This is a genomic window from Agromyces ramosus, assembly GCF_030817175.1.
In the GTDB taxonomy this organism is placed as follows: Bacteria; Actinomycetota; Actinomycetes; order Actinomycetales; family Microbacteriaceae; genus Agromyces; species Agromyces ramosus_A.
Map to the genome: position 1 here is coordinate 3,804,234 of NZ_JAUSYY010000001.1, position 23,195 is coordinate 3,827,428.

The 23,195-nt window shown below is 69.2% G+C and carries 21 protein-coding genes, 1 tRNA gene and 1 other RNA gene; 9 read left to right on the forward strand and 14 right to left on the reverse strand.

What is annotated here, in order from left to right:
* Positions 1-136: 136 nt before the first annotated feature.
* The 6 genes from QFZ26_RS17800 to aceE all read right to left on the reverse strand — a co-directional run bounded on the left by QFZ26_RS17800 (position 137) and on the right by aceE (position 7,767).
* Positions 137-1,372, reverse strand: a complete 1,236-nt coding sequence (locus QFZ26_RS17800; protein WP_307044497.1) for a beta-ketoacyl-[acyl-carrier-protein] synthase family protein — start codon at positions 1,370-1,372, stop codon at positions 137-139.
* Between the two features lie 76 nt (positions 1,373-1,448).
* Positions 1,449-1,697: an acyl carrier protein gene (locus QFZ26_RS17805; protein WP_056731598.1), complete on the reverse strand. Its 249-nt coding sequence runs from the start codon at positions 1,695-1,697 to the stop codon at positions 1,449-1,451.
* Between the two features lie 68 nt (positions 1,698-1,765).
* Entirely contained in the window at positions 1,766-2,770 is a 1,005-nt protein-coding gene (locus tag QFZ26_RS17810) for a beta-ketoacyl-ACP synthase III (RefSeq protein WP_307044506.1), read from the reverse strand.
* Between the two features lie 31 nt (positions 2,771-2,801).
* Positions 2,802-3,722: an ACP S-malonyltransferase gene (locus QFZ26_RS17815; RefSeq protein ID WP_307044509.1), complete on the reverse strand. Its 921-nt coding sequence runs from the start codon at positions 3,720-3,722 to the stop codon at positions 2,802-2,804.
* Between the two features lie 92 nt (positions 3,723-3,814).
* Positions 3,815-5,029: a PucR family transcriptional regulator gene (locus QFZ26_RS17820; protein ID WP_307044511.1), complete on the reverse strand. Its 1,215-nt coding sequence runs from the start codon at positions 5,027-5,029 to the stop codon at positions 3,815-3,817.
* A gap of 11 nt (positions 5,030-5,040) precedes the next feature.
* Positions 5,041-7,767: a pyruvate dehydrogenase (acetyl-transferring), homodimeric type gene (aceE, locus tag QFZ26_RS17825; RefSeq protein ID WP_307044513.1), complete on the reverse strand. Its 2,727-nt coding sequence runs from the start codon at positions 7,765-7,767 to the stop codon at positions 5,041-5,043.
* A gap of 172 nt (positions 7,768-7,939) precedes the next feature.
* Here aceE and QFZ26_RS17830 point away from each other — a divergent pair, with 172 nt between their 5' ends.
* On the forward strand, positions 7,940-8,398 hold the full coding sequence (locus tag QFZ26_RS17830; protein WP_307044515.1) for a peroxiredoxin: 459 nt from the start codon (positions 7,940-7,942) through the stop codon (positions 8,396-8,398).
* A gap of 16 nt (positions 8,399-8,414) precedes the next feature.
* Here QFZ26_RS17830 and QFZ26_RS17835 read toward each other — a convergent pair whose 3' ends face one another.
* On the reverse strand, positions 8,415-9,113 hold the full coding sequence (locus QFZ26_RS17835) for a hypothetical protein (RefSeq protein WP_307044517.1): 699 nt from the start codon (positions 9,111-9,113) through the stop codon (positions 8,415-8,417).
* Between the two features lie 51 nt (positions 9,114-9,164).
* Here QFZ26_RS17835 and QFZ26_RS17840 point away from each other — a divergent pair.
* The 4 genes from QFZ26_RS17840 (at position 9,165) to rnpB (ending at position 11,324) form a co-directional block, all read left to right on the forward strand.
* Positions 9,165-9,240: transfer RNA gene (locus QFZ26_RS17840), tRNA-Val, on the forward strand.
* A gap of 52 nt (positions 9,241-9,292) precedes the next feature.
* Positions 9,293-10,111, forward strand: a complete 819-nt coding sequence (locus QFZ26_RS17845) for a Nif3-like dinuclear metal center hexameric protein (RefSeq protein ID WP_307044519.1) — start codon at positions 9,293-9,295, stop codon at positions 10,109-10,111.
* Between the two features lie 37 nt (positions 10,112-10,148).
* Positions 10,149-10,886 carry a zinc ribbon domain-containing protein gene (locus QFZ26_RS17850; RefSeq protein WP_307044520.1) on the forward strand — a complete coding sequence of 246 codons (738 nt, stop codon included), beginning with the start codon at positions 10,149-10,151 and terminating at the stop codon, positions 10,884-10,886.
* Between the two features lie 62 nt (positions 10,887-10,948).
* Positions 10,949-11,324, forward strand: an RNA gene (gene rnpB, locus QFZ26_RS17855) — RNase P RNA component class A.
* A gap of 39 nt (positions 11,325-11,363) precedes the next feature.
* Here the strand turns inward: rnpB and ppgK are convergent.
* Both ppgK and map read right to left on the reverse strand, forming a co-directional pair.
* Positions 11,364-12,116: a polyphosphate--glucose phosphotransferase gene (gene ppgK / locus QFZ26_RS17860; protein WP_307044523.1), complete on the reverse strand. Its 753-nt coding sequence runs from the start codon at positions 12,114-12,116 to the stop codon at positions 11,364-11,366.
* A gap of 34 nt (positions 12,117-12,150) precedes the next feature.
* Positions 12,151-13,014, reverse strand: a complete 864-nt coding sequence (map, locus tag QFZ26_RS17865; protein WP_307044525.1) for a type I methionyl aminopeptidase — start codon at positions 13,012-13,014, stop codon at positions 12,151-12,153.
* Positions 13,015-13,025: 11 nt separating this feature from the next.
* Between map and QFZ26_RS17870 the strand changes: the two genes are divergently transcribed.
* Entirely contained in the window at positions 13,026-13,211 is a 186-nt protein-coding gene (locus QFZ26_RS17870) for an SPOR domain-containing protein (protein ID WP_307044526.1), read from the forward strand.
* Between the two features lie 3 nt (positions 13,212-13,214).
* On the opposite strand, the gene panB is transcribed toward QFZ26_RS17870, so the two are convergent.
* Positions 13,215-14,099, reverse strand: coding sequence for a 3-methyl-2-oxobutanoate hydroxymethyltransferase (panB, locus tag QFZ26_RS17875; protein ID WP_307044528.1), 885 nt, complete (start codon positions 14,097-14,099; stop codon positions 13,215-13,217).
* 87 nt (positions 14,100-14,186) lie between these two features.
* Here panB and QFZ26_RS17880 point away from each other — a divergent pair, with 87 nt between their 5' ends.
* Positions 14,187-15,524, forward strand: a complete 1,338-nt coding sequence (locus QFZ26_RS17880; protein WP_307044530.1) for a glutamine synthetase family protein — start codon at positions 14,187-14,189, stop codon at positions 15,522-15,524.
* Between the two features lie 11 nt (positions 15,525-15,535).
* Complete coding sequence (locus QFZ26_RS17885; RefSeq protein ID WP_307044532.1) at positions 15,536-18,553, forward strand: bifunctional [glutamine synthetase] adenylyltransferase/[glutamine synthetase]-adenylyl-L-tyrosine phosphorylase; 3,018 nt, start codon at positions 15,536-15,538, stop codon at positions 18,551-18,553.
* Positions 18,554-18,674: 121 nt separating this feature from the next.
* Here the strand turns inward: QFZ26_RS17885 and glnA are convergent, their stop codons facing one another.
* A complete protein-coding gene (gene glnA / locus QFZ26_RS17890) occupies positions 18,675-20,099 on the reverse strand; it encodes a type I glutamate--ammonia ligase (protein ID WP_307044534.1) in 1,425 nt (474 codons plus the stop codon).
* A 138-nt stretch (positions 20,100-20,237) separates the two neighbouring features.
* Between glnA and QFZ26_RS17895 the strand changes: the two genes are divergently transcribed.
* Complete coding sequence (locus tag QFZ26_RS17895) at positions 20,238-20,672, forward strand: RDD family protein (RefSeq protein WP_307044536.1); 435 nt, start codon at positions 20,238-20,240, stop codon at positions 20,670-20,672.
* Positions 20,673-20,726: 54 nt separating this feature from the next.
* Here QFZ26_RS17895 and QFZ26_RS17900 read toward each other — a convergent pair whose 3' ends face one another.
* From QFZ26_RS17900 to lipB, 3 genes are all read right to left on the reverse strand, one after another.
* Positions 20,727-21,440: a DUF4191 domain-containing protein gene (locus QFZ26_RS17900; RefSeq protein ID WP_307044538.1), complete on the reverse strand. Its 714-nt coding sequence runs from the start codon at positions 21,438-21,440 to the stop codon at positions 20,727-20,729.
* A gap of 73 nt (positions 21,441-21,513) precedes the next feature.
* Positions 21,514-22,503, reverse strand: coding sequence for a lipoyl synthase (gene lipA, locus QFZ26_RS17905; protein ID WP_307044540.1), 990 nt, complete (start codon positions 22,501-22,503; stop codon positions 21,514-21,516).
* Entirely contained in the window at positions 22,500-23,135 is a 636-nt protein-coding gene (gene lipB / locus QFZ26_RS17910; protein ID WP_307044542.1) for a lipoyl(octanoyl) transferase LipB, read from the reverse strand. The genes lipA and lipB overlap by 4 nt, the downstream gene beginning before the upstream one ends.
* Between the last annotated feature and the right edge of the window lie 60 nt (positions 23,136-23,195).

Here is a 23,195-nt window from a genome sequence, read left to right on the forward strand (position 1 = left end):
ATCGTCGGATGACCCATTCCCGGCGACGCACGATCGAAACCCACGAGTCACGACGAAGAAGACCCCGGCGCTGGGACGGCGACCGGGGTCTTCTCTTGTGCGCTCTGCACGATGCCGCGGCGGAGCCGCCGGGATGTCAGGCGGTACGGAATGCCGCGACGGCGTTGTGCCCGCCGAAGCCGAAGGAGTTCGAGATGGCGATGATGTCGTCGCCCTCGAGCGCACGCGGCGAGGTGACCACGTCGAGGGGGATCTCGGGATCCTGCTCGGTGAGGTTGATCGTCGGCGGGATGACCCGCTCGTGCAGTGCGAGCACTGTGAACAGCGCCTCGATCGCACCGGCCCCGCCGAGGAGGTGGCCGGTCGACGCCTTGGTGGCGGTGACGGCGATGCCGTCGAGCAGGTCGCCGAACACACGGCGCAGGGCGTTGTACTCCGCGATGTCGCCGACGGGCGTGCTCGTGGCGTGCGCGTTGACGTGGCGTACGTCGGCGAGGCTCGCACCCGCTCCTTCGATCGCCGTCTTCATCGCCCGTGCCGCGGCCGAGCCCTCGGGGTCGGGCGCCGTGATGTGGTACGCGTCGCTCGTGATCGTGCCGCCGAGCAGCTCGGCGTAGATGCGGGCGCCGCGGGCCTTCGCGTGCTCTTCGGTCTCGACGACGAGCGCAGCCGCGCCTTCGCCGAGCACGAAGCCGTCGCGTCCGAGGTCGTACGGGCGGGACGCGATCGCCGGGTCGTCGTTGCGACGCGAGAGCGCCTGCATCGACGCGAACGCCGCGATCGGCAGCGGGTGGATGGCTGCTTCGGAGCCCCCGGCGATGACGACATCGGCGAGCCCCTGCTGCAGGTGGTCGTAGGCGTTCACGAGCGCCTCGGTGCTCGACGCGCACGCCGAGACGACCGTGCGGATGCCGGCACGAGCGTGCAGGTCCATGCCGATCGCCGCGCCCGGGCCGTTCGGCATCAGCATCGGCACCGTCATGGGCAGGACGCGACGCGGGCCGCGCTCGCGCAGGGTGTCCCATGCATCGAGGAGGGTCCACACACCGCCGATGCCGGTGGACCAGTCGACGGCGAGCCGCTCGGGGGCCACCTCGGGCGCGCCCGCGTCAGCCCAGGCCTCACGGCCGGCGATGAGAGCGAACTGGCTCGACGGATCGAGTCGCTTCACCTCGTGCCGTTCGAGGACGCCGGCTGTCGGCACCTTCGCAGTGGCCGCGAACGTCACGGGCAGCGCGAGCTCGGTCACCCACTCATGCTCGAGCGGGCGAGCGCCGGACTCGCCGGCGAGCAGCGCATTCCAGCTGTCGCGGGCGGTGCCGCCGATCGGCGAGGTCGCGCCGATGCCGGTGATCACGATCTTCTTGGTCATTCGAGAAACACTCCGATGGAGGAACGGTGAGACTGATCGAGCGGGCCGGGCGGTCGCGCCGGCCCGCTCCACGCAGTTAGGCCTGAGCCTTGACGATGAAGTCGACGGCGTCGCCGACGGTCTTCAGGTTCTTGACCTCTTCATCGGGGATCTTCACGTCGAACTTCTCTTCGGCGTTGACGACGATCGTCATCATGGAGATCGAGTCGATGTCGAGGTCGTCGGTGAACGACTTGTCCAGCTCAACCGTGTCGGTCGCAATGCCGGTCTCGTCGTTGATGAGCTCGGCCAGGCCGGCAAGCACTTCTTCGGTGGACAATGCCATTGTTCTTCTCCTTGTGGGGGGTGTCTCGTTTGACCGAGAGACAGTCTAGATGGACAGTGGTCGGCGGTTCAGGGGAGAACCACCACTTGGGCGCCGAACACGAGGCCGGCGCCGAAGCCGATCTGGAGGGCGAGGCCCCCCGAAAGCTCCGGATGCTCTTCGAGCAGGCGGTGGGCTGCCAGGGGGATCGAGGCCGCCGAAGTGTTGCCGGTCGTCTCGATATCCCGCGCGATGACGACCGACTCGGGCAGCTTCAGCTGCTTCGCGAACTCGTCGATGATGCGCATGTTCGCCTGGTGCGGAATGAACGCGGCGAGGTCGGCAGAGGTCACGCCGGCGGCATCCAGTGCCTGCTTGGCGACCTTTGCCATGTCCCACACCGCCCAGCGGAAGACCGTCTGACCCTCTTGACGGAGGGTCGGCCACTCGGCCCTGCCGTCACGGTACTCGGTGAGCGTCCCGTTCATGCCGACCGCTCCAGCCTTCGAGCCGTCGGAGCCCCAGATGGTGCGTGCGATACCCGGGAAGTCGCTCGGACCGATCACGACCGCGCCGGCGCCGTCGCCCAGGAGGAACGAGATGCTGCGGTCGGTCGGGTCGACGACGTTCGAGAGCTTCTCGGCGCCCACCACGAGCGCGTAGTGTGCGTTGCCGGTGCGGATCAGCGCGTCGGCCTGGGCGATCGCGTATGCGTATCCGGCGCACGCGGCGTTGGTGTCGTACGCGGCCGCCGGGTTGGCACCTACGCGATCGGCCAGGACAGCGGCGATCGACGGCGTCTGCTGCACGTTCGAGACGGTGGCGACGATGACGAGGTCGATGAGCTCGGGCGTGACGCCGGACTTCGCGATGGCCTCGCGTGCGGCATCGGTCGCGAGATCGAGCGCCTCCACGTCGGCCCCGGCCCGCATTCGCGTGACGATGCCCGTGCGCTGCTGGATCCATTCGTCGGAGGAGTTGATCGGGCCGACCAGGTCGTCGTTCGGCACCGCGTTCTCGCCGCGGGCCGCTCCGATGGAGTAGATGCGCGTGTACGCGGGTCCACGTGACTGCTGCAGGGTGGGCTTCGTCATGCTCGGCTTTCTCATGTCGTTCCGGACGCCGTCAGGCGGCGTGCTCGATGAGCTCGATCGCAGCGGCGAGGTCGTCGGGCGTCTTCACCGCGACGGCGGGCACGCCCTTCAGCCCTCGCTTCGCCAGGCCGACGAGCGCACCGGCGGGGGCGACCTCGATGATGCCGGTGACGCCGGCCGCGGCGAACGACTGCATGCATCGGTCCCAGCGCACCGGCGATGACACCTGGCCGACGAGCAGGTCGAGGAACTCGGCTCCGGATGCCACGGCGCTGCCGTCGCGGTTCGTCCACAGCGTGACTCCGGGGTCGGAGACATCGTGGTCGGCCGCGACCGCAGCGAGTCGCTCGACGGCCGGGCGCATGTACCGGGTGTGGAAGGCGCCGGCGACCTGGAGCGGGATGACGCGTGCGCCCGCGGGCGGCTCGGCCTTCAGCTGCTCGAGGGCGCCGAGGGCGCCGGCGACCACGATCTGGCCGCCGCCGTTGAAGTTCGCGGGTTCGAGTCCGAGTTCGTCGAGGCGGGCGATGAGGGCGCCTTCGTCGGCGCCGATGACGGCGCTCATGCCGGTCGGCTCGAGCGCGGCGGCATCCGCCATCGCACGGCCGCGCTCGGCGACGAAGCGCATCGCCGCGGTGTCGGTGAGCACGCCGGCGGCGGCGGCCGCGGTGATCTCGCCGACCGAGTGGCCGGCGATGCCGCCGATGCGCTCGGCACGGCCGTCGCCGAGGAGCGCCGAGAGCGTGAGGAGGCCGGCGGCCACGATGAGCGGCTGCGCGATCGCGGTGTCGCGGATGGTGTCGGCGTCGCTCACGGTGCCGTGGGTCGCGAGATCGATGCCGGCGGCATCGGACAATTCGGCGAGCCGCTCGGCTGACGCCGGCTCGGCGAGCCAAGGGGCGAGGAATCCGGGGGTCTGCGAGCCCTGTCCAGGGCAGACGACGACGATCACCACTCCAGTCTGCCAATGACCGGCGGCGTCGGAGTGTGCATACGCTACAAGCTCTTCGGGGAACCCTTGTACCGGGCGAACAGAATCCCAGGTCAGTTGGACGGACGACGGCGTGGCGGCGCCTCGTGGTCGCTCATCGAACCGATGATGAGCGCCGACTGCAGGATGAGCGCCTCGCGGGCGCCGGTGGCGTCCCAGCCGATCACGTCGGACACGCGCTTCAGGCGGTACCGCACCGTGTTCGGGTGCACGAAGAGCTCCCGGGCGGTGGCCTCGAGTGAGCGGCCGTTGTCGAGGTAGCTCCAGAGCGTCGTGAGCAGTTCGGTCGAGTGCGCCTGGAGCGGACGGTAGATGCGGTGCACGAGGGTCGCCCGGGCGAGCGGATCGCCGGCGAGGGCGCGTTCGGGAAGCAGGTCGTCGGCGTGCACCGGACGCGGCGCGTGCCGCCACGACCGTGCGACCGCGAACCCCGCGAGCGCGGCCTTCGCGCTCTTCGACGCGTCGACCAGGTTCGGCACCTCGTGTCCGAGCACCAGGTGACCCGGCCCGAACTGCGGCTCGAGCTGGGCGGCGATCTCCATGAAGGTGAGCGCCGACGCCGTGCCGATCGCCTCGTCGTTCTCGCGGGCGAGGGGATCGGCGCGGCCGATGACGAGCACGAGCCGGTTGCCCTGCACGCCGATCAGCACGTCGGCCTGCATGTGCCGGGCGGCCCGGCGCAGGTGGTCGACGTCGAGTTGCTTCGGCGAGGTGCCGACGAGCACCGCCACCTCGCCGTGCCCGTGCCAGCCGAGCGCTGCGATGCGGCTCGGCAGCTCATCGTCGGCCTCGCCGGAGAGGATCGAATCGACGACGAGCGCCTCGAGGCGTGCATCCCACAGCCCGCGCGCTTCGGCGGCCCGAGCGTACACGTCGGCCGCCGCGAACGCGATCTCGCGCGAGTAGAGCAGGATGGCCTCGCGGAGCGGCTCGCTGCCGTCTTTGACGCGCTCCTCGACGACCTCGACCGTGACCCGGATGAGCTGCAGCGTCTGCTGCAGGCTCACCGAACGGAGCAGCTCACGCGGGGCGGCGCCGAAGACGTCGGCCGCGATCCATGGCGTCGAGCGGGGGTCTTCGAACCAGGAGATGAACGACGAGATGCCGGCTTGGGCGACGAGGCCGACGGCGGAGCGGCGACTCGGAGGCATGTCGCCGTACCACGGCAGCGTGTCTTCGAGTCGCTTGAGGGTCGCGGTCGCGAGTTCGCCCGCGATGGTGCGCAACCACGCGAGCGTCTCCGCCTTCGTCTTCGGCCTCGTCGCCACCTCGTCGCCTGCTAGCTCTCGCCGCCGGCCGATCCGGTGGTACCGGCGTTCACGTCGTGCAACCGGTACCGCTCGATGGCCTGGGCGGGGAGCGTGCGGTCGACTTCTCCGCGTTCGGCGAGGAGCTCGAGCGTGCGCACCACGACCGAGGGTCCGTCGATCTTGAAGAATCGACGAGCCGCCGGCCGCGTGTCCGAGAATCCGAAGCCATCGGCGCCGAGGGTCGCGTACTGACCGGGCACATAGGGCCGGATCTGCTCGGGCACCCCGTGCATGAAGTCGGAGACCGCGACGAACGGGCCGCGCGCGTCGCCGAGCTTCTGCGTCAGGTATGGCACCCGGCGCTCGGCGTCGGGGTTCAGGAAGTTGTGCTCGTCGGCGGCGAGGCCGTCACGGTTCAGCTCGGTCCAGCTCGTGACCGACCAGACGTCGGCCGAGACTCCCCAGTCCTGCTCGAGGAGTTGCTGCGCCTCGATGATCCATGGCACCGCGACACCCGACGCGAGCAGCTGCGCCTTCGGTCCGCCGACGGCGGACTCGGAGAGTCGGTGGATGCCGCGGACGATGCCCTCGACGTCGGTGCCCTCGGGCTCGGCGGGCTGCACGATCGGCTCGTTGTACACCGTGAGGTAGTACATGACGTTCGGATCGGGGTGCTGGCCGCCGTACATGCGCTCGAGGCCCGAGCGCATGATGTGCCCGATCTCGTAGCCGTATGCGGCGTCGTAGGACACCACGGCCGGGTTCGTCGCCGCGAGGAAGAGCGAGTGGCCGTCGGCGTGCTGCAGGCCCTCGCCCGTGAGCGTGGTGCGGCCCGCGGTCGCCCCGATCATGAAGCCGCGCGTCATCTGGTCGCCGGCCGCCCAGATCGCGTCGCCCGTGCGCTGGAACCCGAACATCGAGTAGAACACGTAGATCGGGATGAGCGGCTCGCCCTCGGTGGAGTACGAGGTACCGACGGCGGTGAACGCGGCGAGCGCGCCGGCCTCATTGATGCCGACGTGGATGATCTGGCCCTGCGGGCTCTCCTTGTAGGCGAGGAGGAGCTCACGATCGACCGAGGTGTAGTGCTGTCCGTTCGGGTTGTAGATCTTCGCGGTCGGGAAGAACGCGTCGATGCCGAAGGTTCGTGCCTCGTCGGGGATGATCGGCACGATGCGGTTGCCGAAGTCCTTCGAGCGCATCAGGTCTTTCAGGAGCCGCACGAACGCCATGGTCGTCGCGATCTCCTGAGTGCCGGAGCCCTTCTTCGAGATCGCGTACGCCGAGTCGTCGGGGAGCGTGATCGCCGTGTGCGTCGTGCGACGCTCGGGCAGGTACCCGCCGAGCGCGCGCCGGCGCTCGTGGAGGTACTGGATCGCCTCGTCCTGATCGCCGGGCGTGTAGTACGGCGGCAGGTAGGGGTTCTCCTCGAGCTGCGCGTCGGTGATCGGGATGCGCATCGCGTCGCGGAACGTCTTGAGGTTGTCGAGCGTCATCTTCTTCATCTGGTGGGTCGCGTTGCGACCCTCGAAGGACGGACCGAGGCCGTAGCCCTTGATCGTCTTCGCCAGGATGACCGTCGGCTGGCCCTTGTGCTCGGCTGCCGCCTTGAACGCCGCGTAGACCTTGCGGTAGTCGTGGCCGCCGCGCTTGAGACCCCACACCTCGTCGTCGGAGAGGTGGGAGACCAGCTCGAGCGCACGCGGGTCGCGACCGAAGAAGTTCTCGCGAACGTAGGCGCCCGACTCGGCCTTGTACGTCTGGTAGTCGCCGTCGGGGGTGACGTTCATGAGGTTGCGGAGCGCGCCGTCGTGGTCGCGGGCGAGCAGGTCGTCCCATTCGCGGCCCCAGACCACCTTGATGACGTTCCAGCCGGCGCCGCGGAAGAAGCTCTCGAGCTCCTGGATGATCTTGCCGTTGCCGCGCACCGGGCCGTCGAGCCGCTGGAGGTTGCAGTTCACGATGAACGTGAGGTTGTCGAGGCCCTCGTTCGCGGCGACCTGCAGCTGGCCGCGGCTCTCGACCTCGTCCATCTCACCGTCGCCGAGGAACGCCCAGACGTGCTGGTCGGAGGCGTCCTTGATGCCGCGGTTCGTGAGGTACTTGTTGGCCTGCGCCTGGTAGATCGCGTTGATGGGGCCGAGGCCCATGGACACGGTCGGGAACTGCCAGAACTCCGGCATGAGGCGCGGGTGCGGGTACGACGAGAGCCCGTTCGGCGCGTGCGACTTCTCTTGACGGAACCCGTCGAGCTGCTCGGCTGACAGGCGGCCCTCGAGGAAGGCGCGGGCGTAGGTGCCGGGGGAGGCGTGCCCCTGGATGAAGATCTGGTCGCCGCCGCCCGGGTGGTCCTGGCCGCGGAAGAAGTGGTTGAAGCCGACCTCGTAGAGCGCAGCGGATGACGCGTACGTCGAGATGTGCCCGCCGACCGCGATGCCCGGACGCTGTGCACGATGCACGAGCATCGCCGCGTTCCACCGGATCCACGCGCGGTAGCGACGCTCGATCTCCTCGTCGCCCGGGAACTCGGGCTCGTTCTCGGGCGCGATCGTGTTCAGGTAGTCGGTCGTCGGCACCATCGGCACGCCGAGGTGCAGTTCCTTCGAGCGCTTGAGCAGGCTGAGCATGATCTCACGCGCCCGCTGGTGCCCCCTCTCGGCGACGAGCGCGTCGAGGGACTCGGCCCATTCGGATGTCTCCTCGGGATCGGAGTCCATCGTCTCGACCGAGTAGGGGTCCTGGTCGTTGACAGTCACACTCGACCTCTCTCTTCAGCAGTGCTTGACTGCGGGGTGTGGGCGTGCGCACGTCGAGGCAGACCGTCGCGCGGTCGCATGGCACCACGCCATCCTAGTGATTCTATGCCCCGCGAGTGCGGGCTAGGCTGGGCGCCCGATCCAGCCGAACCTCGACGAAACGGACTCCGCGATGATCCTCGAACCCGGCGCTCCCGCCCCCGGCTTCGCACTTGTGAACCAGTTCGGCCAGACGACTCGGCTCAGCGATCTCGTGGGGGGCAAGCCGGTCGCGCTCGTCTTCTTCCCGCTCGCCTTCTCGCGTGTCTGCCAGGGCGAGCTCTGCGAGTTGCGCGACAACATCGCGGTGTTCCGCGGCGCGGGCGTCGAACTCGTCGGCGTGTCGGTGGACTCGAAGCACACCCTTCGCGCGTGGGCGGAGGCCGAGGCCTACGAGTTCCAGCTGCTCGCCGACTTCTGGCCGCACGGCGCGGTCGCCTCGGCGTTCGGGGCGTTCGACGAGGAGAAGGGCACCGCTGAGCGCGCGACCTTCGTGATCGGCGCCGACGGGGTGATCCGGGCGAGTTTCGCATCGCCGCGGGGCGAGGCACGATCGCTCGAGCAGTATCGCGCGGCGCTCGAGTCGATCTGAGCGCCGGGGCATCCGGTCAAGGCGAGAGGATGTTCACCGACCGCGCGATCACGAGCGCGAGGATCAGGAAGCCGCCGAACGCCTGCAATCCCATGAGCAGCTTGAACCGGGGCGAGAGCGGCATCGCGTCGGTGGCGCTGAACGCCATCGTGTTGGACAGCGACGAGTAGAAGTAGTCGACGAATCGCGGCGTCCAGTCGTTCCTGGCCGAGGAGCGCGCAGCGACCTCGGTGACGGCGTCGTGGTCCTCGTCCTGGGGGAATCGGAAGTCCGCGGGCGGCAGTGCCTCGCGCGCCTCCATGGTGCGGCTGACCGGACCGCCGCGGTCGACCTCCCAGTAGAGGATCGTGAAGCCGATGACGTTCGCGACCCATACCTGCAGTGCCGCACGCAGGAGGCTCGGGGCATCCTGCGCACCGCCGATGAGCTGGACGATGAGCAGCACGAGCGTGACCTGGTTGGCCACCACGAGCCCGATCGCGAACCCGATCGCGAGCCGGCGCGTCGCCGGCGTCTGACGCGTCAGGCGGTGCGGGTTCACGATGATGAGCGGGACGAGCAGGGCGAGCCCCGCGGCGACGACGATGAAGCGTTGCGGGCCGAAGACCTCGTCGGGCAACAGCGCGTACAGCGAGAGGGCGACCAGCACGGCGACGACGACCGGCCATCGATGCTCAGCGGGGGCGCTGCGGCTCGGATGCTGCATCGGTTCCATGGCCGCGAGTCTAGGCAGCCTCGGATACCATGGTCGTGCGCCGCGCGCGGCGGGCCTTTAGCTCAGTTGGTAGAGCGCCACGTTTACACCGTGGATGTCGTCGGTTCGAGCCCGGCAGGGCCCACCATCCCGCCGTCTCCCCACCCGGGTGGCGGGTGCACTCGGGCTAGGCTGGGCGGGTGCCTGTCACCCTCGCCGCGCTCCTCACGACGGTCGATCGACTCTGGCCGCTCGCGGGCGCCGAGTCGTGGGACGCCCCCGGCCTGATCACGGGCGATCCGGATGCCTCGGTGGGCCGTGTGCTCTTCGCCGTCGACGCCGTGGCCGCCACCGTCGACGAGGCGATCGAGGCCCGTGCCGACCTGCTCATCGCCCACCACCCGCTGTTGCTCCGCGGGGTGACGAGCATCGCCGAAGACCGGTACAAGGGCGCCCTCCTGACTCGGCTGATCCGTGCACGTTGCGCGCTGCTGGCTGCACACACGAACGCCGACGTCGTCGAGCAGGGCACCTCCGCGGTCCTGGCGGCACGCCTCGGCCTCGTCGACGTGCGCCCGATCGTCCCGGGCGCCGACCCTGCGCTCGGACTCGGACGCATCGGGCGCCTCTCCGAGCCGTCAACGCTCGGCCGGCTCGCCCGCCTGCTGGCCGAGGTGCTGCCCGCGACCGCCACCGGTGTTCGCGCCTCGGGCGGCTTCGACGATCAGGTGCAGACCGTGGCGGTGTGCGGCGGCGCCGGCGACTCGCTGCTCGGCGACCCCGGGGTTCGAGCCGCCGACGTGTACATCACCGCCGACCTCCGGCACCACCCGGCATCCGAAGCCCGCGAGCAGGCGCTCCTGGTCGGGGGGCCCGCACTCATCGACGTGTCGCACTGGGCGAGCGAGTGGCTCTGGCTCGATGCCGCGGCCGCCGAGCTCCGCGTCGCCCATCCGGAGCTCGAGGTCGTCGTCAGCGACCTCCGCACCGACCCTTGGGACTTCCAGGTCGTGCAATGATGACTCACTCCACCCCGACCCCCACGAGGAGCACCACGTGAAGGCCAGCCCAGCCGAACAGCAGCAGCTACTGCGACTCCAATCGCTCGACACGAGGCTGCAGCAGATCGCGCACCGGCTCGGCAGCCTGCCGCAGGCGGCGCCGCTCGCGGAGCTCGCGCAGCGCGACACCGCGGTGCGCGGCAGCCGCGCTGAGGCCTTCGGCGCACTCGAAGACGCGCGAGCAGAGCTCAAGCGGCTCGAATCCGACGTCGCGGTGGTCGAAGCGCGCATCGCACGCGACGGCGATCGCCTGCAGCACACCTCGTCCGTGAAGGACGTCGCGGGGCTCGAGTCGGAGCTCGCCTCGCTCGCCAAGCGGCTCTCCGACCTCGAAGACCAGGAGCTCGTCGTCATGGAGCGGGTCGAGGAGGCCGAGGTGGCCGTGTCGAGCATCGACATGCAGCGCGCGGCCATCGCTTCCGAGGCCGCGAGCCTCGAGGCGGCACGCGACGAAGCGGCGGGCGGGCTCGCCGTCGAGCGCGAGCAGACCGAACGCGATCGCGGCGTCGTCGCCGGCGGCATCCCCGAGGCACTGCTCGCGTTCTACGAGCAGCGTCGAGTGCGCGGCGGGGGAGTGGGGGCGGCATTGCTCCAGGCGCGCACCTGTGGCGGCTGCGGAATGACGCTCACCGGCTCCGACCTCGACGTCGTGCGTCGCTCGGCGCCCGATGAGGTCGTGGCCTGTCCCGAGTGCGACCGCATCCTCGTGCGCACCGATGAGTCGGGCCTCTGACCTGCGCGCAGCCGCCGCGTGAAGCCGAACGTCAGGTTCTGACGGTAGTCTGAGAGGGCGAGCGGGTCGGCAAGACGGCCGCGTCATCCGAGCGATCGGATGCCGAGGAACGTCCGGGCTCCGCAGGGCAGGATGGTGGGTAACACCCACCCGGGGCAACCCGCGAGACAGTGCCACAGAAAGCAGACCGCCGCAGGCTTCGGCCCGCGGTAAGGGTGAAACGGTGGGGTAAGAGCCCACCAGCGGTCAGGGTGACCTGATCGGCTCGGTAAACCTCGTCCGGAGCAAGGTCAGACAGGGAACGATGGGGCTGCCCGTCCCGTTCCCGGGTAGGCCGCTGGAGGGTCACGGCAACGTGGCTCCGAGAGAGATGGCCGTCCAGCTGCGACACGCAAGGGTCGCGGTGAACAGAACCCGGCGTATCAGCTGACCCGCTCGCCTTCAAGACGGTCCGCAAGCGGGCCGTCTCGTCGACTCCTACCGCGTCGCGAGCGTCGCGGCACCCAGGATGCCCGCGTTGTTGCGGTGCACCGCGGGCACGATCGGCGTGCCCAGGTCGAGGAGCGGCAGGAACTCCTGGTGGTGCTTCGAGACCCCGCCGCCGACGACGAAGAGGTCGGGCGAGAAGAGGGCCTCGACGACCGAGAAGTAGCGCTGCAGCCGCGCGGCCCACTCGGTCCAGCTGAGCGACTCCCGCTCCATGGCCGAGTACGCCGCACGCGTCTCCGCGTTGACCCCGTCGATCTCGAGGTGCCCCAGCTCGGTGTTCGGCACGAGGATCCCGTCGTAGATGAACGCGGAGCCGATGCCCGTGCCGAGCGTCGCGAGGATCACGAGACCTTCTGCGCCGGCCGCGGCGCCGTATCGGGACTCGGCGTACCCCGCGGCATCCGCGTCGTTGATGAAGTGGATCTCGCGACCGAATCGCTTCTCGAACAGCGTCTCGGCGGGCAGGCCGATCCACTCGTGGGAGATGTTCGCCGCCGAGAGCGTGCGGCCGTGCTTCACGACCGCCGGGAAGCAGACGCCGAGGGGGAGTGCGGCACCCGATGCCTGATCGAGTTCGGCGAGCAGATCGTCGGTCGCCTCGAGGATGTCGGCCGGCCGGCCACCCTCGGGCGTGGCCACCTTCTTGCGGTCCGACACGAGCTTGCCGGTGGACAGGTCGACGACCGCCCCCTTGATTCCGGTGCCGCCGATGTCGATGCCGATCGCGAGGTCAGTGGCCATGCCGCCAGACTATCGCGAGCTCCACGGCCGTGATTCAGGCGACGGTCAGGATGTCGGCACCGCGCTCGGTGACGACGAGGGTGTGCTCGAACTGGGCCGTGAGCGCACGATCCCGTGTGACGACGGTCCAGTCGTCGGGCCAGAGATCCCATTCGATGGTGCCGAGCGTGAGCATCGGCTCGACGGTGAAGACCATCCCAGGCTCAAGCACGGTGTCGAAGTCGGCGTCGTCGTAGTGGGGGATGATGAGGCCCGAGTGGAAGGCGCGGCCCACGCCGTGACCGGTGTAGTCGCGAACGACGCCGTAGCCGAATCGCTTCGCGTAGGCCTCGATCGCACGTCCGATGACGTTCACCTGGCGGCCTGGGGCGACGGCACGGATGCCTCGTGCGAGGGCTTCTCGCGTACGCTCGACGAGGAGCCGCGCCTCCTCGGTCGCCGAGCCCACGAGGAACGTCTGGTTGAGGTCGCCGTGGAACCCGTCGAGGTAGGCGGTCACGTCGAGGTTCACGAGATCGCCGTCGTCGAGCACCGTGTCATCGGGGATGCCGTGGCAGACCACCTCGTTCACCGAGGTGCACGATGACTTCGGGAAGCCCCGGTAGCCGAGGGTCGACGGGTACGCGCCGTGCGCGATGACGTACTCGTGCACGATGCGGTCGAGTTCGTCGGTGGTCACGCCGGGTCGGATGGCCGCGGCCGCCGCGTCGATCGCACCCGCTGCGATGCGTCCGGCGGCGCGGATGCGCTGCACGTCATCGGGGGCGTACCAGTCGCCGCCAGAGTACGGGGCGGGACCGCGCCGGCCCACGTACTCGGGACGCGCGATGCCAGCGGGCACGGCGCGAATGGGCGACAGACGGCCGGGAATCAGGTGGCCGGAGGCATCCTTGGGCATAGGATCAGCCTATGGCCGAGGACGTCGAGCACATGTTCTGGTACAACCTGCACACCGGCGAGGTGGAGCAGGGATTCGAGTCGCCCTCAGTCGATCGGGTCGGTCCGTTCGAGACACGGGCGGAGGCCGAGCGGGCCCTCGAGATCCTGCGCGCGAACAGCGCGAAGTGGGCTGAAGAGGAAGCCGCCGAGGAGTAGCCGCTACTCGTAGCTGTGCTCGGCGTTCGGGTAGCTGCCCGACTCCACGTCGGCGCGCCATTCCTTCGCCGCCGAGCTGAGGATGCCCGAGAGATCGGCGTACTGCTTCACGAACTTGGGCACCCGACCGATCGTGAGTCCCGCCCAGTCGGTCCATACGAGCAGCTGCCCGTCGGTGTGCGGGCCCGCCCCCACGCTGATGGTGGGGATGTCGAGGAGTTCGGTCACCTGGCGGGCGGCGTCGGCCGGCACCATTTCGAGCACGACCGCGAACGCGCCCGCATCCTGCACCGCCTTGGCGTCGGCGAGCAGTTGCTTCACACCCTCACCGCGTCCTTGGATCACGTGCCCGCCGAGCCCGTGCTCGCTCTGCGGCGTGTAGCCGATGTGCCCCATGACCGGGATTCCGGCGCCGACGATGCGACGGATCTGCTTGTAGCTGCGCTCACCGCCTTCGAGCTTCACCGCGTGCGCACCGGTCTCCTTCATGAACCGCACGGCCGTGTGCAGTGCGTCTTCGGGGCCGTTCTCGTAGGAGCCGAAGGGCATGTCGGCGACGACGAACGCCCGCTTCACCGCGCCGGCGACGGCACGGGTGAGGGGGATCAGCTCGTCGACGGTGACGGGCAGCGTCGTCTCGTAGCCGAAGACGTTGTTGCCGGCAGAGTCGCCGACGAGGAGGAAGTCGATACCGGCCTCGTCGAAGATGCGGGCGGTGAGCATGTCGTAGCTCGTGAGCCCGGTGATCTTGATGCCCTCGCGCTTGGCGTTCTGGAAGTGCCGGGTGCGCACGCGCTTCGGCCCTCCGGTCGCGGCGGCGCCGCCATAGGGGTTCTGCTCGGCGCCGGTCGAGGTGTCGGATGCTGCGGTCTGGGGCTCGCCTGACATGGGGCAAGTCTGGCACACGCGGCATCCGGTCCCGGCCGTGCAGGCGCGCGCGAGCCAGTACGCTGAGAGATGCGAGAGAGGGTGTGGATGGATAAGCAGCGCGACTTCGTTCTTCGCACGATCGAGGAACGGGGGGTCAAGTTCGTCAGGCTCTGGTTCACCGATGTCGTGGGCACGCTGAAGTCGGTGGCCATCGCGCCGGCCGAGGTCGAGGGGGCGTTCACCGAGGGCATCGGGTTCGACGGCTCGGCCATCGAGGGACTCAGTCGCACGTTCGAGTCCGACCTGCTCGCCTTCCCCGATCCGACGACGTTCCAGACGCTCCCGTGGCGTGGCGATGTCGATCCGACCGGCCGAATGTTCTGCGACATCACGACGCCCGACGGCGAGCCGGCGGTGGCCGATCCCCGCAACGTGCTCAAGCGCACGCTCGAGCGTGCAGCCGACCGCGGGTTCACGTTCTACACGCACCCCGAGATCGAGTTCTACCTGCTGCGCTCGTCGAAGTACGGCGAAGAGGGCCCCGTGCCCGTCGACTCGGCCGGCTACTTCGACAACGTGCCGGGCGGCACGGCCCACGACTTCCGGCGGCGTTCGGTGCGCATGCTCGAAGACCTCGGCATCTCGGTGGAGTTCAGCCACCACGAGGCCGGTCCTGGTCAGAACGAGATCGACCTGCGCTACGCCGACGCGCTGACGACCGCCGACAACATCATGACGTTCCGCACCGTCGTGAAGGAGGTCGCGATCGAGCAGGGTGTGTATGCCACGTTCATGCCCAAGCCGTTCTCCGACTATCCCGGCTCCGGCATGCACACCCACCTCTCACTCTTCGAGGGTGACGCCAACGCGTTCTACGAGCCGGGGGCGCAGTACCAGCTCTCGAAGATCGGGCGCCAGTTCATCGCCGGGCTCCTCCGCCATTCGGCTGAGATCTCGGCAGTCACGAACCAGTTCGTGAACTCCTACAAGCGCCTGTGGGGCGGCGGTGAGGCGCCGAGCTTCGTCTGCTGGGGCCACAACAACCGCTCCGCCCTCGTGCGGGTGCCGCTCTACAAGCCGAACAAGGGCCAGAGTGCACGTGTCGAGTACCGCGCGATCGACTCAGCGGCGAACCCCTACCTCGCGTTCTCGCTGCTGCTCGCAGCCGGCCTCAAGGGCATCGAAGAGGGGTACGAGCTGCCTCCCGAGGCAGAAGACAACGTCTGGACCCTGAGCGACAGCGAGCGCCGCGCCCTCGGGTACAACCCGCTGCCTGCGAGCCTCGACCATGCGATCGAGTTCATGGAGGAGTCGGAGCTCGTCGCCGAGACGCTCGGCGAGCAGGTCTTCAACTACGTGCTCGCGAACAAGCGGGCCGAATGGCGCGACTACCGCTCGCAGGTCACGCCCTTCGAGCTGCAGCGCAACCTCGAGATCCTCTGATCCAGCAACGGATGTCCCGGCAGGCCCCAACCCTCGGCAGACTCGCTCGCGCGGGGTTCGACGACCTCGACGGGTCCTCCGTTGCGCTCGAAGCGCTGTCGGTCGCAACGGGCATCGAAACCGAGCGTCTGCTGACGACGTTCGCACATGCGGCCGATCCCGACGAGGCGCTCGCGGCGGTGCAGCGCCTCCACGACCGCGCGCCGGGGGAGGTCGCGGCGGCACTGGGCCACGACGCCTCGGCTGAGCGCTTGGCACGCCTCCTCGGCGCCTCCCGCGGGCTTGCCGAGTTCCTGCTGCGGCATCCGGCTGAACTCGGTGTCCTGCGGCAGGCGCCGACGGCACCTGCCACGGTCGACGAGGCGCGAACGGTGATGCTCGACGCCGTCAGCGAGGTGCCCGCATCCGCCGCCGATCTCGTCGATGCGGCGTCGACGGCGATCCGCGTGGCATACCGGCGACTCCTCACCGGCCTCGCCATCTACGACCTCACGCGCGCCGACGCGGTCGACGCCGTCGACGTGGTGGCCGCTGGCTTGGCCGATCTCGCCGGCGCCACCCTCAACGCGGCCGTGGCCGCCGCTCGGCGTGCCGTCTCGCGGGTCGAGGGCGAAGCGGCGGGCTTCGGCCGGTTCCCGGCTACCGAGGTCGCCGCCACCCGGCTGGCGATCATCGGCATGGGCAAGGCCGGTGCGCGCGAGCTCAACTACGTGAGCGACGTCGACGTGATCTTCGTCGCGGAATCGGCCGACGATGCGATCGTCTCGACACCGCGGGCGCTCGAGATCGCAACTCGGCTCGCGATGCTCACCATGCGCATCATCGGCGAAGCCGGCATCGAGCCTCCGCTCTGGGAGGTCGATCCGAACCTCCGGCCCGAAGGCAAGGACGGCGCGCTCGTGCGCACGCTCGAGTCGCACCTCCAGTACTACGACAGGTGGGCGAAGAGCTGGGAGTTCCAGGCCCTGCTCAAGGCGCGCCCGCTCGCCGGTGATACCGATCTCGGCGCGCGTTACGCGGCCGGCGTCGCCCCGAAGGTGTGGGCGAGCTCGAGTCGCGAGGGGTTCGTCGAGTCGGTGCAGCGCATGCGCGAGCGTGTCACGCAGCACATCCCGGCCGGCGAGCTCGACGTGCAGGTGAAGCTCGGCCCCGGGGGGCTCCGCGACATCGAGTTCACAGTGCAGCTCCTGCAGCTCGTCCACGGTGCCACCGACCCGTCCATCAGGCAGGGCGGCACCCTGCCCGCACTCGCCGCCCTCGCCGAGCACGGCTACGTGGGACGCGAGGAGGCGGCGGAGTTCTCACGCGACTACCGCATCCTGCGGGTGCTCGAGCACCGATTGCAACTCGATCGCCTGCGGCGAACCCACCTCATGCCCCGCGATGAGGGCAGTCTCAGGGTGCTCGCCCGATCGTCTGGTCTCGGCCGCAACGCCCGCGAGCTGACGGAGGTCTGGCAGTCGACGAGGCAGCGAGTGCGTGGCCTCCACGAACGCCTCTTCTACCGGCCGCTGCTCTCGGCGGTCGCCGCGCTGCCCGCTTCAGGCCTCGAGCTCACGAGCGCCCAGGCCGAGGCCCGGCTCGCCGCCATCGGGTTCCGCGATCCGCGCGGAGCGCTCGCGCACATCGGCGCCCTCACCGCCGGCGTCTCGCGACGGGCCACCATCCAGCGGCACCTCATGCCGGTGCTCATCTCGTGGTTCGCCGATGGTACTGATCCCGATTTCGGCCTGCTCTCGTTCCGCCGGCTCAGCGACACCCTCGGCACGACCCACTGGTACCTTCGACTCCTGCGCGACTCCTCCGACGCGGCGTTGCGGCTCACGCGCGTCCTCTCGGGGTCGAGGTTCGCCGCCGAGCTGCTCGAGCGGAGCCCAGAGGCGGTCGCGTGGCTCGAAGACGTCGACGAGCTGCGGCCGAGACCGCTGGCCTCGCTCGTCGACGAGACGCGCGCGGTGCTGCGTCGCCACGGTGAGCCCGACGAGGCGGCCAAGATCTTCCGTGCCATCCGTCGCCGCGAGGTGCTGCGCCTCGCGCTCTCCGCCATCCTCGACGTCTGCACGGTCGAGGAGCTCGGTCGCGGGCTCAGCGACGTCAACGAGAACCACATCGCCGCCCTCGTGGCGGCGATCCGTGGCGGCTCACCCGATGGCGTCGAGTTCGCGGTGATCGGCATGGGCCGATTCGGCGGCCGTGAGCTCGGCATCGGCTCCGACGCCGACATCATCTACGTCTACCGCGCGACGGATGCCGCGCCCGACGCCGCGCACAGTCGCGCGCTTCGCATCGTCTCCGAACTCGTGCGCCTCAGCGAAGACGCGCGGCTCCCGTTCGAGCTCGACGCCGACCTTCGGCCAGAGGGCCGCAATGGCGTCGTCGCACGCTCACTCGACGCCTATCGCGCCTACTACTCGCGCTGGTCGCTCACGTGGGAGGCGCAGGCCCTGCTGCGGGCCAGGGGAGTGGCCGGCGACGACGCGCTCATCCGCGACTTCACCGAGCTCGCCGACGGTGTTCGGTATCCGGCCGAGATCTCCGAGCGAGACATCCGCGAGGTGAAGCGCATCAAGGCGCGGGTCGAGAACGAACGACTGCCGCAGGGCGCCGACCCGACGCGTCACCTGAAGCTGGGGCGCGGCTCGCTGTCCGACGTCGAGTGGTTCGTGCAGCTCGTGCAGCTTCGCCACGGGGCGCGGGTGACCGCACTCCGCACCACGTCGACGCTCGACGCGCTGGCCGCCGCGGTCGAGCACGACCTCGTCGAGGCATCCGAGGCCGAAGTGCTCCGGGCGGCCTGGGTGTTCGCCTCGCGCGCCCGCTCGGCGCTCACCCTCTGGCTCGACCGCACCACCGATGTGCTGCCGGTCGAGCGTTCGCAGCTCGAAGGCGTCGCGCGCATCATGGGATACCCGCCCGGCTCGGCCACGCAGCTCGAACACGACTACCTGCAGGTCACCCGCCGGGCTCGCGCCGTCTTCGACCGCGGCTTCTACGGCATCGAGCCGCGCCGGGAGCCGACCACGACGTGATTCGGTGATCCCGATGCCGACGCGCTGACGGCGGCATCGCCCTCACCTGAAACGACGGATGGGCCCGCCCCGCCGAAGCGGAGCGAGCCCATCCTGTGGGGACCTGCAGGTGGCTGCAGGATCAGACGCCGTAGTACAGCTCGAACTCGAAGGGGTGGGGACGCTGTGCGAGGGGCTTCAGTTCCTTCTCGCGCTTGTAGTCGATCCAGGTCTCGATGAGCTCCTTGGTGAACACGCCGCCCTCGAGGAGGAAGTCGTGGTCGGCCTCGAGCGCCAGGAGCGCCTCGCCCAGCGAACCGGGCACCTGCGGGATCGACTTGGCCTCCTCGGGGGGAAGCTCGTAGAGGTCCTTGTCGACCGGCTCGTGCGGCTCGATGCGGTTCTTGATGCCGTCGAGACCGGCCATGAGCTGCGCGGCGAAGGCGAGGTACGGGTTGCCCGAGGCATCCGGCGCACGGAACTCGATGCGCTTGGCCTTCGGGTTCGTGCCCGTGATCGGGATGCGGATCGACGCCGAGCGGTTGCCGGCCGAATAGACCAGGTTCACGGGTGCTTCGAAACCGGGAACGAGGCGGTGGTAGGAGTTCACCGTCGGGTTCGTGAAGGCGAGCACCGCGGGAGCGTGCTTCAGCAGGCCGCCGATGTACCAGCGGGCGAGGTCGGAGAGGCCGCCGTAGCCGGCCTCGTCGTAGAAGAGCGGCGTGCCGTCGTTCCACAGCGACTGGTGCGTGTGCATGCCCGAGCCGTTGTCGCCGAAGAGCGGCTTCGGCATGAACGTCGCCGTCTTGCCCCACTGCTCGGCCGTGTTCTTCACGATGTACTTGAATTTCAGGATGTCGTCGGCCGCGTGCACCATCGTGTCGAAGCGGTAGTTGATCTCGGCCTGGCCGCCCGTGCCGACCTCGTGGTGGCTGCGCTCGAGGATGAGGCCGGCGTCGATGAGCTTCAGGCAGATGTCATCGCGAAGGTCGGCCTGCTTGTCGACCGGGGAGACCGGGAAGTAGCCGCCCTTGTAGGGCGTCTTGTTGGCGAGGTTCCCGCCCTCTTCGGTGCGACCCGAGTTCCAGGCGCCCTCTTCGGAGTCGACCGAGTAGAAGCTCGAGTGCTGGTTCACTTCGTAGCGCACGTCGTCGAAGATGTAGAACTCGGCTTCGGGGGCGAAGAACGCGGTGTCGGCGATGCCGGTCGACGCGAGGTACTTCTCGGCCTTCTTCGCAACCTGGCGCGGGTCCTTGGCGTAGATCTCGCCATTGCGCGGGTTGTAGATGTCGAAGACCATGATGAGCGTGCGCTCGGCGCGGAAGGCGTCGATGTACGCGGTCGTCACGTCGGGGATGAGTTGCATGTCGGATTCGTGGATGTTCGCGAAGCCGCGGATCGACGAGCCGTCGAAGAGCTGGCCGACGGTGAAGAACTCCTCGTCGACGGTCGATGCCGGGATGTTGAAGTGCTGCTGCACGCCCGGGAGGTCGGTGAAACGGATGTCGAGGAACTTGACATCCGTTTCCTTGATGAACTTGAGCACTTCGGACGAATCACTGAACATGTGACTGAATCTCCAAGGGGGCGGGGTGACCGGACGGACGTGCACAGCCGCTAGCGACGCTATCCGGGCGCCGTTTCCCTGCCGTGACCGGAATGTTTCCGCCATGTTACGCGGGGCGCCGCTCGGTAGACTCGACGGGTGCCCGACGCGAAGCCCCAGACCTCCGGAGATCTCCAGCCGAACCGGTGGCCGGGGGAGCGGCTGGGTCTTCCGGCGAGCGGGCCGACGTCGGTCGGCCGCGTCGGCCGGCGCCTCGCCGCGATCGCGATCGACTGGGCGAGCGCAATGCTCATCGCCCTGCTCTTCACGCCCTACGAGTCGACGGCCTACACCTGGGTGACGCCACTCGTGTTCGCGGTACTCCAGGTCGTCTTCATCCCGACCATCGGCGGCAGCATCGGGCATCGGCTCGTCGGCCTGCACCTCGCTCCGCTCGCCGGCGGGTGGGTCGGCCCGTGGCGCCCGGTCGTGCGCACGGCGCTCCTGATGCTCGTCATCCCCGCGCTCATCTGGGACGCCGACCAGCGCGGCTTCCACGACAAGATCGCGGGCACGGTGCTCGTCCGCGCCTGAACGTGCGAATGCGGCATCCGCCGATCGACGGATGCCGCATTCGAAGAGTTCGGCTCAGCGCGCCTTGCCGCGCTGCGGGCGTGCCTTCAGGGGGTCGATGCCCTTGGGGATCGGCAACGAGGTCTGCAGCGAGTTCAGCCGGTTCGACACCGCGAGCACCTCGGGCTTGGTGAGCGTGCGCTTCTTCTTGCGCAGCGTCGCCGGGAGCCGGTAGAGCTCGATCGACCCCTCGTCGTGGCCGACCGAGATGAGCGAGATCGGCACGTTCGGCAGCACGCGTGCGATCTTGCGCTGCTCGTCGTCGAGCATGCGCTTCGTGCGAGTGACCGGTCCTTCGCTGATGAGCACGACCCCGCCGCGACCGACCGCGCGGTACACGGCGTCTTGCGTCTTGCCGTTGACTGCGATGGGCATCTCGTTGCCGACCCAGCCGCCGCGGAGGCCGCTGCGGAGTACGGCACCCACCGCACCCGGCTGACCCTCGATCTGCGAGTAGGCGGCGCGCTCTGCACGCCGCCCGAGAACGACGAGGGCGATGAGCAGGCCGGCGAGGACTCCCGCGACGATCCACAGCGCAATCGTGAAGCCGTTGCCGTCGCCCAGCCAGATGGCGACCCCGAGGCCCACGAGGATGGGGGCGAGGAAGGCGAGGAGCATCAGCCACTGCGCAGTCGGGTCATAGCGGCGGGTCATCTGGAAGACCTGCCACATCTGCTTCATGCGGCCTGGCTCCTTCTGAGCCTTCGATGCGTCCTTGGTGCGTGCCATGGTGTCTAGGATACCGGCGTCGGGGGTCGCCTCGGACCGCTGGGGACGAGCGGTCCGAGGCGACGCTTGCCGCTCAGCCCACGGCTTGAGCGAAGCCGAGCGAGGTGTCGGCGAGGTGCGAGAGTTCGGCCGGCAGGTCGAGCCCCTTGGCGTGCATCGACTGCGCCCAGAGGCGCCCCGCGCGGTACGACGACCGCACCAACGGCCCGGCCAGCACGCCGAGGAAGCCGATCTCCTCGGCCTCCGCCTTGATCTCCACGAACTCCTCGGGCCGCACCCATCGCGCGACCGGGAGGTGGCGGGGACTCGGACGGAGGTACTGCGTGACGGTGATGATGTCGGTGCCCGCATCGTGGAGGTCTCGAAGCGCCTGAGTCACCTCGTGGCGTTCCTCGCCCATGCCGAGGATGAGGTTCGACTTCGTGATGAGGCCGGCCTCCCGGCCCTGCGTGATCACGTCGAGCGATCGCTCGTAGCGGAACGCCGGGCGGATGCGCTTGAAGATGCGCGGAACCGTCTCGACGTTGTGGGCGAACACCTCGGGCCGAGCGGAGAAAACCTCGGCGAGGTGCGCGGGATTGCCCGAGAAGTCGGGGACGAGGATCTCGACCCCCGTGCCGGGCGACTGGCGATGGATCTCGCGGATGGTCTCGGCGTAGAGCCACGCTCCCTCGTCGGGCAGGTCGTCGCGAGCGACGCCCGTGACCGTCGAGTAGCGCAGCTGCATGCGAACGACCGACTCGGCCACCCTGCGCGGCTCGTCGACGTCGTAGTCGGCGGGCTTGCCGGTGTCGATCTGGCAGAAGTCGCACCGCCGCGTGCACTGCGAGCCGCCGATCAGGAAGGTCGCCTCGCGATCCTCCCAGCACTCGTAGATGTTGGGGCAGCCGGCCTCCTGGCAGACGGTGTGCAGCTCCTCGCTCTTCACGAGCGCATGGAGCTCCCGGTACTCGGGCCCCATCTTCGCCTTCGTCTTGATCCACTCGGGCTTGCGTTCGATGGGCGTCTCGGCGTTGCGGACCTCGAGGCGCAGCATCCGGCGCCCTTCGGGTGCGGCGCTCATGCGGCGACCGCCGCCTCGGCGAGGAACCGCTCGCTGATCGGTGCGACGAGATCTGCCGGGTCGACGGTGCGGCCGAGCACCCTGCTGATGGTCGTGACTCCTGCATCACGGATGCCGCAGGCCACGATCTTCCCGTATGGGTCGAGCGAGTTGCTGCAATTGAGCGCGAACCCGTGCATCGTGACGCCGTCGGCGACGCGGATGCCGATGGCGGCGATCTTGTCCTCGGCGCCGGGTGAACCGACCCACACACCGGAGCGCCCGTCGACGCGACGGCCGGCGACCTCGAACTCTTCGAGGACGTCGATGAGGATCCCCTCGAGGCGTCGCACGTAGCCGACGACGTCGATCGGTTCCGCGAGTCGGAGGATCGGATAGCCGACGAGCTGCCCCGGTCCGTGCCAGGTGATCTTGCCGCCGCGGTCGACATCGATGACGGGGGTGCCGTCGGTCGGTCGTTCCTCGGGAGCCGTTCGCTTGCCGGCGGTGTAGACGGAAGGGTGTTCCAGAAGGATGACGGTGTCGGGGCGTTCGCCCCTGACGACCGCGCGATGGACGGCGCGCTGAAGGTCGAGACCCTCGATGTACGGCACGGAGTTGGCGCTTAGCCCCGCGACGACGAAGTCGAGCATGCGGCAAGTCTAGGGGACTCGTCCTCGACAGGTGCGTGCGCGCTCGAGCTGTGCGCGGAC

Bases quoted from the DNA above. Each gene is read 5' to 3' on its own strand.
- QFZ26_RS17800 (WP_307044497.1), bottom strand. From the start codon at position 1,372: ATGACCAAGAAGATCGTGATCACCGGCATCGGCGCGACCTCGCCGATC.
- QFZ26_RS17805 (WP_056731598.1), bottom strand. From the start codon at position 1,697: ATGGCATTGTCCACCGAAGAAGTGCTTGCCGGCCTGGCCGAGCTCATC.
- QFZ26_RS17810 (WP_307044506.1), bottom strand. From the start codon at position 2,770: ATGACGAAGCCCACCCTGCAGCAGTCACGTGGACCCGCGTACACGCGC.
- QFZ26_RS17830 (WP_307044515.1), top strand. From the start codon at position 7,940: ATGATCCTCGAACCCGGCGCTCCCGCCCCCGGCTTCGCACTTGTGAAC.
- QFZ26_RS17835 (WP_307044517.1), bottom strand. From the start codon at position 9,113: ATGGAACCGATGCAGCATCCGAGCCGCAGCGCCCCCGCTGAGCATCGA.
- ppgK (WP_307044523.1), bottom strand. From the start codon at position 12,116: ATGGCCACTGACCTCGCGATCGGCATCGACATCGGCGGCACCGGAATC.
- map (WP_307044525.1), bottom strand. From the start codon at position 13,014: ATGCCCAAGGATGCCTCCGGCCACCTGATTCCCGGCCGTCTGTCGCCC.
- QFZ26_RS17870 (WP_307044526.1), top strand. From the start codon at position 13,026: ATGGCCGAGGACGTCGAGCACATGTTCTGGTACAACCTGCACACCGGC.
- panB (WP_307044528.1), bottom strand. From the start codon at position 14,099: ATGTCAGGCGAGCCCCAGACCGCAGCATCCGACACCTCGACCGGCGCC.
- QFZ26_RS17880 (WP_307044530.1), top strand. From the start codon at position 14,187: ATGGATAAGCAGCGCGACTTCGTTCTTCGCACGATCGAGGAACGGGGG.
- QFZ26_RS17885 (WP_307044532.1), top strand. From the start codon at position 15,536: ATGTCCCGGCAGGCCCCAACCCTCGGCAGACTCGCTCGCGCGGGGTTC.
- glnA (WP_307044534.1), bottom strand. From the start codon at position 20,099: ATGTTCAGTGATTCGTCCGAAGTGCTCAAGTTCATCAAGGAAACGGAT.
- QFZ26_RS17900 (WP_307044538.1), bottom strand. From the start codon at position 21,440: ATGGCACGCACCAAGGACGCATCGAAGGCTCAGAAGGAGCCAGGCCGC.
- lipA (WP_307044540.1), bottom strand. From the start codon at position 22,503: ATGAGCGCCGCACCCGAAGGGCGCCGGATGCTGCGCCTCGAGGTCCGC.
- lipB (WP_307044542.1), bottom strand. From the start codon at position 23,135: ATGCTCGACTTCGTCGTCGCGGGGCTAAGCGCCAACTCCGTGCCGTAC.